The organism is Calothrix rhizosoleniae SC01, from assembly GCF_900185595.1.
Classification (GTDB): Bacteria; Cyanobacteriota; Cyanobacteriia; order Cyanobacteriales; family Nostocaceae; genus Calothrix_A; species Calothrix_A rhizosoleniae.
Genome location: NZ_FYBH01000276.1, coordinates 1 through 8,787 on the forward strand (window position 1 = coordinate 1; position 8,787 = coordinate 8,787).

The 8,787-nt window shown below is 38.4% G+C and carries 8 protein-coding genes and 2 pseudogenes; 3 read left to right on the forward strand and 7 right to left on the reverse strand.

The features are described from left to right. The 5 genes and pseudogenes from CALSC_RS16545 to CALSC_RS16565 all read right to left on the reverse strand — a co-directional run. Window positions 1–428 (reverse strand): annotated as a pseudogene (locus tag CALSC_RS16545) (pentapeptide repeat-containing protein); the annotation flags it as partial. Window positions 429–788: 360 nt separating this feature from the next. After that, window positions 789–1,265, reverse strand: a complete 477-nt coding sequence (locus tag CALSC_RS16550) for a hypothetical protein (protein ID WP_088242412.1) — start codon at window positions 1,263–1,265, stop codon at window positions 789–791. A gap of 291 nt (window positions 1,266–1,556) precedes the next feature. Then, a complete protein-coding gene (locus CALSC_RS16555; RefSeq protein WP_088242413.1) occupies window positions 1,557–1,781 on the reverse strand; it encodes a hypothetical protein in 225 nt (74 codons plus the stop codon). An 8-nt stretch (window positions 1,782–1,789) separates the two neighbouring features. Continuing rightward, window positions 1,790–2,029 (reverse strand): hypothetical protein, encoded by a 240-nt coding sequence (locus tag CALSC_RS16560; protein ID WP_088242414.1) that lies wholly within the window; start codon window positions 2,027–2,029, stop codon window positions 1,790–1,792. A gap of 35 nt (window positions 2,030–2,064) precedes the next feature. Beyond that, the gene (locus CALSC_RS16565) at window positions 2,065–3,036 is read right to left on the reverse strand and encodes a hypothetical protein (RefSeq protein ID WP_088242415.1); all 972 of its coding nucleotides are present in this window, start codon (window positions 3,034–3,036) and stop codon (window positions 2,065–2,067) included. Between the two features lie 930 nt (window positions 3,037–3,966). On the opposite strand from CALSC_RS16565, the gene CALSC_RS16570 reads away from it, so the two are divergent. Then, window positions 3,967–4,929 carry a hydrogenase small subunit gene (locus tag CALSC_RS16570; RefSeq protein ID WP_088242416.1) on the forward strand — a complete coding sequence of 321 codons (963 nt, stop codon included), beginning with the start codon at window positions 3,967–3,969 and terminating at the stop codon, window positions 4,927–4,929. A gap of 157 nt (window positions 4,930–5,086) precedes the next feature. After that, window positions 5,087–5,596, forward strand: a pseudogene (locus CALSC_RS16575) (nickel-dependent hydrogenase large subunit); the annotation flags it as partial. Between the two features lie 349 nt (window positions 5,597–5,945). Here the strand turns inward: CALSC_RS16575 and CALSC_RS16580 are convergent. Then, the gene (locus tag CALSC_RS16580; protein ID WP_088242418.1) at window positions 5,946–6,470 is read right to left on the reverse strand and encodes a DUF1993 domain-containing protein; all 525 of its coding nucleotides are present in this window, start codon (window positions 6,468–6,470) and stop codon (window positions 5,946–5,948) included. Window positions 6,471–6,589: 119 nt separating this feature from the next. Here CALSC_RS16580 and CALSC_RS16585 point away from each other — a divergent pair, with 119 nt between their 5' ends. Then, a complete protein-coding gene (locus tag CALSC_RS16585; protein WP_088242419.1) occupies window positions 6,590–8,149 on the forward strand; it encodes an ATP-binding protein in 1,560 nt (519 codons plus the stop codon). Between the two features lie 196 nt (window positions 8,150–8,345). On the opposite strand, the gene CALSC_RS16590 is transcribed toward CALSC_RS16585, so the two are convergent. Next, window positions 8,346–8,684 carry an element excision factor XisI family protein gene (locus CALSC_RS16590; RefSeq protein WP_088242420.1) on the reverse strand — a complete coding sequence of 113 codons (339 nt, stop codon included), beginning with the start codon at window positions 8,682–8,684 and terminating at the stop codon, window positions 8,346–8,348. Window positions 8,685–8,787 lie beyond the last annotated feature (103 nt).

An 8,787-nucleotide genomic window follows, 5' to 3' on the forward strand; every position in this document is an offset into this window, starting at 1 on the left:
ACCGTCCATGATTCTAACTCTGAATCTTGGGCAACTCTCTCTAAAATATAAACTGCTCCTGTTCTAGTGACGACATTATCTGCACCAAGTTGAACGACGGCATTATTCAAGCGTTCTGCCACTAACTTTTCTTGAGCTAGCTGGGTATTTCTCATCCCTATATACATATTTTTGCTAGCAGCATTATTATTTTCTTGGATGAATTTTAAACGCTTTGCTGCATAGTAAGCATGGATTATGACTGCTAACCCCAGAAATAATGTTGCTGTCGTATTTATCAGTTGATTTTTTTGTTCTATATTCTCTTTTGCTGATAATTCCTCTGTATGAGCAAATGATAACAAATATGCTGTGGATGAAATATTAAATACCACAGCAATTAACATTAACCACTTTAAACAAGCGTCTGTTAGTAGGTTAGCAGACATAATAAGATTACTCTTCCCTAAAAATCGGTATTAATCTTTGTAAAATGGGATAACTACTATACCATATTTTTTTAAAATTCAAGAGATTATACAAGAATTAATTAATACATTCTGATGAGGTCAAATTCTTGGGATTAATAATAGTAATGATAATTTTAATGAAAATTTTCCGGATCGAAAAATAGACCAAAATTTTCTGTAGTTTAGGTATCTTGCCAATTGAGAAGACAAGGATGGGCAGGATTACTATCCCAGAAGATGAGGTTATTTTTATTGTGGAGTTGTCTCAATATCTTGATGAAGCAGCTGTGAAAATTTAGCTCCCTCAGTTCTGCAAAAATTCGAGAAACTGGATGCAGCTTATTGTATGGTAGTAATTTTCAGGATTTCCGGACAGTAATATTGAATAGATTTTTGAATTTTTGGTAATAAATTTAAATTTACAGATATATCATGATTCCCATGATCCACTAAATTAATTTCTAGAGTATCTGGTGGCTTAAAAGCTACTAACTCCAGATTTTTATGATACTGTTTTATATAAGGTCTCATCTTGTCTAAAACTTGCTGTAGACGCTGAATTAAAGGCTCTTTTGGAGCTTCTATCATTCTGTTGTCAAGTAGTAATTTGTATACCATTTTATCAATATCTGTATGCAGTAACGAGGATATTGATTCTGGCTTAATATTCTCTATAAAATGGGTCAAAGCATAACCATGCAATGATTTAATTGCCATCTTTAAGTCTAAGACTACATCCTGTTGGCTTTTATCCCACTCTGCAATAATTGTTTCCAGGTATTCTATATCTTGTACTAATTCTTCTAGATTGGTCATTAGTTAGTACTTATATTGTATAGAAGTTGTATTAGTGGTTGGTATTTTCTGTAGTTCGCCAACCACTAGCACTGATATATAAATCAAAGGTAAATAATATTTACTGTATTTATGACTTTGATGACGGTGTAGTCATTTACAGAAATGTATTTTATTACCTTTATTCAGTAATGATAAATTGCAGCCTGTATCAAAATGACTGTCATAATTAGTCTTTTTGAGCACTCTTATATCATTAGTAGCAATACCTGAAATAAAATCAAGAATATAGTTTGACTAATCATTCACAGATTACTTCATTTTGAAGTCCTTGAGCAAAAATGGCATAATTGCTCCTGCGACTAAGCTAGAAACAGTAATGGGAATACACAATGGTAATTTAAGTGTTCCTAGGGATACTAGTAATAATAAACCGGCAATACTGGCAAGACAAACCTTTAAGGCAAAATCAACAGGATCCCGTAGTAGTTTACCTTTCAAAAACAGTTTGGCCGAAAACCACCCAATTTCAAACATAATTCCTCCTATCTAACTCCAAAGAAGCTGAGAATAAATAAACCTAAGATTATGGCAGGAATTACACCAGCTGGTGCAAACAAACTGCCTAACATAGCAGATAATTGATAACCTATTTCTTCTCCTGCTATAACCATGCCGCTAATTGCACCACCAATCATTGATATCATGATCGCAATTAGCAACCATAACATTCCTGTCATCAGATTAATGTCATCAAAAACAAAATGTGTGAGTGTATCAGTCATAATTAATTTACAAATTATAAGTTGTGAATTATCAGTTATTGAATATTCATAATTTTTTGATCAACTTCTTGCAGTGCTTGGGCAACAATTTCCGCTTGTTCTACCTGTTTATATTTAGTAAAAATTGTCCATGCTTGTTGATAATAAGTACGTGTTTGTTTCAAATTTTGCTCATTTCCTATTGCTGGTTTTTCCACATTATCTGGTAACTTAAATAAGGCATTGGCTTTATTGGCAATTGTATTGGCGTATTCTAGGGGTGTGTTTTGCAGATTACGCACTTTCAAGGCTTCATCATAAGCTGCGATCGCTCGCAGTAAATAATCCACAGAATCCGTAGCTAGACATTGCAATGTATTACCCAAATTGTTCTGTAACATTGCATACTCCCTAGGACAATCAGTTAAGTTGATGTGTTGCAATGCCTCTTCAAAAGTCTCTATAGCTAGTGCTTGTTGTAAATCTTGCTGCTTGCCAGTCGTGGACATAGAAATATGAGCGATGGCAATGTTGTTGTGCAATATGGCATACTCTTGAGGATAACGCTCCCAGGTAAATATCTGTACAGCCTCCTGGTAAGCCTGGATGCTGTCAGTAATGCGTGCTAAATGGAAGGGTACTAAGGACTGTAATACCAACCCCAAATTCATCTTTGCTTCCGCTACCTCTTCCGAGGAAGCCAACTGTTGCAAAATCGGTAGCGCCTCTTCATAACCAACTTTTGCTTGCAGCAGTAAGTCACTATCTACATCGGGAATTGACTGCAATGCACCCGCCATACCCACTTGAGAGCGAGCTTTGAGTAAGGGATAATCCTCACCACTCATTTCATAAGCTCGGTAATATAAGGATACTGCATTCCGCAAATCCTTGGCACTTTTAGGCTTTTTTTGAAAACCTTGTGCTATCTCAATGAGCATTTGAATTTTTTCTTCCGTTTTTACCGATTCCGATGCAATGGCTGCAATTGCTGCCGTTACTGCTGCATCTGTAATGCTAGGGGTCATCACTCTCTTCCTCAAGGTGAGTAAAGCAATTTATAAAATGCCCATTAGAACTAATAGAAACGCTGCAAAGCGTCTCATCCAGGGCTATACACACCGTTTGATAGATGCTATGGAAAATAGGGGAACACTGGGTTAATTTCACACTCCGCCAGTCTGGAAACTCCCTTGACTCTTGTTTTACCTTGTGTTTCCTAATCCCGCCTCTAGCACTCCCTTCACACCATTCACTTCACTTACATAATAGTTGTTAGCTAAACCAAAACCATTCTCGTTCAAAAATCCGAACAGCATATAAATGCATAACTGCTGTTTCAGCAACATAAAACTGAGAAAATCAACAAGATAATTTACTGTTTTGCTGTTGGGTATGTTAGCTAATACTCATAATTGCTCATGTACAAGCTACATTTAATATAAAACAATCAATTAATAAAATTCTAGGTCAAAAATATAAGGATTTACAATATCTTTAAAGTAACTACATACTCTAGATTTGAATACAGATAAACAAAGATACATCTCATAAATGTAGTCATTTTTCAAGGATTGCTAGTCTATTGATTAAATCATACAACTATCAAAATTACTATCAAGTTCTGTCAAGAACGGAAAATAAAAATTTTTATCTAATTTATTGGCAGGATTATGGATAATATGAGGATATAGGAATAAGTAACTATCGATAATAAAATAAATAGCAATATTTAACTTATGGGATGAGCATGTTAGGCAATAAAAGATAAATATAATGTTATTGGATAACTTTTTGTTTTGTCTTTAAAGTAACGATAATTATATTTTTTAATTTTTATTTAACTTATAGAAAATTTCAGCAAAAATGCATATGATAAAAGAACTAAAGATTAAAAAAATAATGAAGCTCTGCAATGTAAATCAATCCACAATCCACAATCCAAAATCTAAAATTGAATGACTAACGTATTATGGTTGCAAGGTGGTGCCTGTTCCGGGGACACCATGTCATTTCTTAATGCCGAAGAACCCACAGCTTGCGATTTACTTGCTGACTTTGGCTTTAATCTACTTTGGCATCCATCTTTGGGAGTCGAACTAGGGGATAATTTACAAGCACTTCTATGGGACTGTGTTTCCGGGAAAACTCCTGTGGATATCCTCGTATTTGAAGGTACAGTAGTCAACGCCCCTGATGGTACTGGGGAATGGAACAGGTTTGCCCATCGCCCCATGAAAGAATGGTTAACAGACCTTGTTAAGGTGGCTAAATTTATCGTCGCCGTGGGTGATTGTGCTTCTTGGGGAGGAATACCAGCGATGGAACCTAATCCCAGCGAATCCCAGGGCTTACAATTCCTCAAGCGCCAAAAAGGGGGTTTTTTAGGCCAAGATTTCATTTCCCAAGGGGGATTACCAGTAATTAATATCCCTGGATGTCCTGCTCATCCCGACTGGATTTCCCAAATACTAGTAGCAATAGCTACTGGACGTATCGGAGATATTGACTTAGACGAATTACATCGTCCCAAAACCTTCTTTAGTACCTTTACCCAAACAGGCTGTACTCGCAACGATCATTTTGCCTACAGAGCATCTACCCAAGAATTTGGCGATCGCACGGGATGTCTCTTTTATGACTTGGGTTGTCGTGGGCCCATGACTCATTCTTCCTGTAACCGGGTATTGTGGAATCGGGTTTCCTCTAAAACTCGCGCTGGTATGCCTTGTCTTGGTTGTACAGAACCAGAATTTCCCTTCTATGATCTGAAGCCAGGAACCGTCTTTAAAACCCAAACAATGTTAGGCGCTCCTAAAGATTTACCCACAGGAGTAAACAAGAAAGACTATGCCTTACTAACAGTAGTAGCCAAAAATACTGCTCCTGAATGGACAGATGAAGAGTTTTTCACCGTTTAATCATTAATTCTGTAGGAAGCCAAGCAATTTTGAGGAAATACCAAAAAATTAGCTCCAAAAATGCTATTAATCCTTCTTTCAAGCACCTTCTTTTTAGAAGGTGCTCTGTTCCTACACTCCACATTCTGTAGCAATAAAGTCCCGTTAACAAATAATCATGGCAATTCAAACACTAGATATTTCGCCGGTTGGTAGAGTAGAAGGCGATTTAGATGTTCGAGTAGATATCGAAGATGGACATGTAATTAACGCTTGGACTCAAGCAGAACTCTTCCGAGGATTTGAAGTTATTTTGCGTGGGAAAGATCCAAAAGCAGGATTAATTGCCACACCTCGTATATGTGGTATTTGCGGAGGCTCTCACCTTACCTGTGCGTCTTGGGCATTAGATACAGCTTGGGGAACAGAAGTACCCCGTAATGCGATTTTGGCCAGAAACCTTGGTCAACTAGTGGAAACCATCCAAAGTATACCTCGTTATTTTTATGGTTTATTTGCTGTAGATTTGACCCATAAAAATTATAGTAAAAGTCCTTTCTATGAAGAGGCTGTTCGCAGATATACCGCCTTTACTGGCAAACATTATGAAACAGGTGTTACCGTATCCGCCAAACCTCTAGAGATTTATGCCCTTCTCGGCGGACAATGGCCCCACAGCAGTTATATGGAAATAAGTTGGGGAATTGCTTATATAGTAGGGATTTGCCAGGATAGGCGTAATTATTCCCTGGCCTTTCCTTAAATTAGGCGATTTTCAGGTGGTATCTAGCAGCAAATCCATTGATTTTTATCTGCTACAATTTATTTGGCTTTCTCAGGCATTACCTAATTTTTCCCTAAACTGAGATTAGCGATAGGGCTTTGGCGTAAAGCTGAGTCCAAAAGGGACACGCTCCGCGAATGCTTATCGCATTTGGTGTATTGGTCTTGTTAAGTAGTGTTTAATATTAGCCCTAGCCCAGCAACTTACCGCCACTGGACGACTAACACAATAAAGTTCTAGTGCATGGAGGTTGTTATGTATTGTCTTGATGCTTCACAGAAGGTACTAAATGCATCATAAAGTCGCGTTTACCTATTGTTGCTCCTGCCATACGCAGGATATTGTACGCTGTTGTTATATGGAAATAAAAATTTGGCATCAGAAAATCATCTACATACGAAAGTCCAGATAATTCTGCGTATAGTCCTTGTCCAAGATCGAGCCTGTTGATTTCTGACAGTTTAGAATCAGTAACATTGATACTTGTCAACAATTCCTTAGTCGATGAAATGTGATCGCGCGCCTCAACAAGAGATGCAACATTGGGGTTCAAGTTGTCTGCTGGCTCTCCTAAGCACCACAATGCGAAGTTACGGGGCTGATTGCAAACAAATGCTATTTGTGTGCCAAAAGGAAACATATCGGGTGCGATGCGACGCTGCAATAGAGACTCTACATCATCTGCGAAATGACTCTCTGCTATCTCTAAAATATGACTCAACGTATCGAGCCTAGAACTGAAGATATTTTGTAGTGCTATGATCTTTTGATTTCCCATAAAATTTCAGTAACATGACTTGATAATGCATAACTGCTTCAATTATACGGAAATCAATAAGTCCTTCCTCTTCCCCAAAATCGTCTAAACTCAAAGTGTCCGCCAAATGCCAACATCCTATGTCTCGCTGGTTCAACACTGCTGGCCCATGTAAAGCCGACAAACACTATACGCTCTCAGCAACAAGTCGTCTCCCCGACTTATCGCTGCTGATTGAACAAGAAAGTTATTTTGTCGTTCATGCACCGCGACAAACAGGGAAAACAACGGCAATGTTAGCCCTAGCCCAGCAACTTACCGCAACTGGACGTTATGCAGCAGTAGTGGTATCCGTGGAGGTGGGAAGTGCATTTAATCATGACCCAGGTGCAGCAGAATTGGCGATTTTAGGGGCTTGGTACGATACAATTTCCATTCGATTACCAGATGAGTTGCAACCACCGGCTTTAAAGCCAGAGCAAAAAGCAGAACCCGGACGCAGAATTAGGTCTTTTTTGCAGAATTGGGCAAAAGCTTCGTCCCGACCTTTGGTACTATTTATCGATGAAATTGATTCTTTGCAAGACCAAACACTAATTTCAGTTTTACGACAGTTACGAGATGGTTTTCCCAATCGTCCAGAAAATTTTCCCTCATCCGTAGGATTGGTTGGCTTGCGGGATGTGCGAGATTATAAGGTTGAATCAGGTGGAAGCGATAGATTAAACACAGCCAGTCCTTTTAATATTAAAGTCACCTCCATTACCCTAAGAAATTTTAACGCCCCAGAAGTTGCACAACTATACCAACAACATACAGAAGAGACAGGACAAATTTTCACTCCATCAGCAACAGCAACAGCCTTTGATTTAACCCAGGGACAACCTTGGTTAGTTAATGCTCTAGCCAAAGAAGTTGTGGAAAAAATGGTTAGGGATAGAAATACTCCTATTACTCATGAGCATATTTTACAGGCAAAGGAAATATTAATTGCCCGTCAAGATACTCATCTTGATAGTTTAGCCGAACGCTTACGGGAACCAAGGATAAAAGCGATTATCGAGCCGATGTTAGCTGGTCTGGAATTGGGGGATATACCCAACGATGATATTCAATTTGTGATTGACTTGGGTTTATGTAAAATGCATCCCCAAGGTGGATTAACTATTGCTAATCCAATTTATCGCGAGGTCTTACCCAGGGTATTAACAGTAACGCCAATGGCTTCTTTACCAGTGATTGCACCAACTTGGTTAAATCCTGAAGGTAAACTAAATAAAGATGCTTTATTGGCGGCGTTTATCAAGTTTTGGCGACAACATGGGGAACCATTATTGAAAAGTACTAGCTACCATGAAATCGCTCCCCACATCGTATTAATGGCTTTCTTGCATCGTGTTGTTAATGGTGGTGGAACCCTGGAAAGGGAATATGCGATTGGTAGTGACAGAATGGATTTATGTCTGCGTTATAAAGATGTCACGTTGGGTATCGAGTTAAAAGTATGGCGGGAGAAAAAGCGTGACCCACAAACTGAGGGGATTGAGCAATTAGAATCCTATTTAGCCCGTTTGGGGTTGGATTTTGGTTGGTTATTTGTGTTTGACAGACGTAAAAATGCCCTACCAATGGAAGAACGTTTATCCACTCAGATTGTTGTAACGGAAAATCAACGCGCGATTACTGTGATTCGGGCATGAGTATTTTTAATTTTGTCAGCGATCGCATTTAAGGAAGTACAAGACAAGTAGTTAAGTATAATTATTTTCTTTCTATTGAAATATAAACCTGGATTTTTATCAATATAAATACGCAAATAGTAATATATAAGATTTAAAAGTTACAGATTTATTTGGGTATATAAGTATTGATTTTGCCGTTCTTCTTTGCCAAACGTCATTCGGGGCTGGGCGATCGCACTTCCCAGGATGTAAATGCAGGTTCTAAATGGGTCACAATGTCCTCTCTTTTTATACCCCCAGCAATAAGAGTTTGGGTTAAGCTCTCCTCAAAGTTGTCTTCTTCAATGATGATTTGCTGCTCTACTAAACGCGCATGAAACAGAATGGTGTCCATCCGGCGTTGTTTATTCCAACCCGTTGCTAACACCAGAAAATGACCGGATTCAGTATCACAAACGGGATAGAGTTTGATCGCCTGTAAACGAGGTTGATTGACAACTGCTTCTTGTACCGTCTTTTTGAGAATGTCTGCATAACTCAAGGTTTGATCCATTGCAGAATAACCTCCTGGCTGGGTTCGTAGACTAACAAGTTAATTTTGTTGCGCTGGACAGCTAACTGAAAAATTGGCTTTTGAAAATGCTTGATAATGAATT

Excerpts from the sequence above, each read along its gene's own strand:
- CALSC_RS16560 (WP_088242414.1), bottom strand. The coding sequence starts at position 2,029 with ATGACTGATACACTCACACATTTTGTTTTTGATGACATTAATCTGATG.
- CALSC_RS16565 (WP_088242415.1), bottom strand. The coding sequence starts at position 3,036 with ATGACCCCTAGCATTACAGATGCAGCAGTAACGGCAGCAATTGCAGCC.
- CALSC_RS16570 (WP_088242416.1), top strand. The coding sequence starts at position 3,967 with ATGACTAACGTATTATGGTTGCAAGGTGGTGCCTGTTCCGGGGACACC.
- CALSC_RS16590 (WP_088242420.1), bottom strand. The coding sequence starts at position 8,684 with ATGGATCAAACCTTGAGTTATGCAGACATTCTCAAAAAGACGGTACAA.
- CALSC_RS16580 (WP_088242418.1), bottom strand. The coding sequence starts at position 6,470 with ATGGGAAATCAAAAGATCATAGCACTACAAAATATCTTCAGTTCTAGG.
- CALSC_RS16585 (WP_088242419.1), top strand. The coding sequence starts at position 6,590 with ATGTCTCGCTGGTTCAACACTGCTGGCCCATGTAAAGCCGACAAACAC.
- CALSC_RS16550 (WP_088242412.1), bottom strand. The coding sequence starts at position 1,265 with ATGACCAATCTAGAAGAATTAGTACAAGATATAGAATACCTGGAAACA.
- CALSC_RS16555 (WP_088242413.1), bottom strand. The coding sequence starts at position 1,781 with ATGTTTGAAATTGGGTGGTTTTCGGCCAAACTGTTTTTGAAAGGTAAA.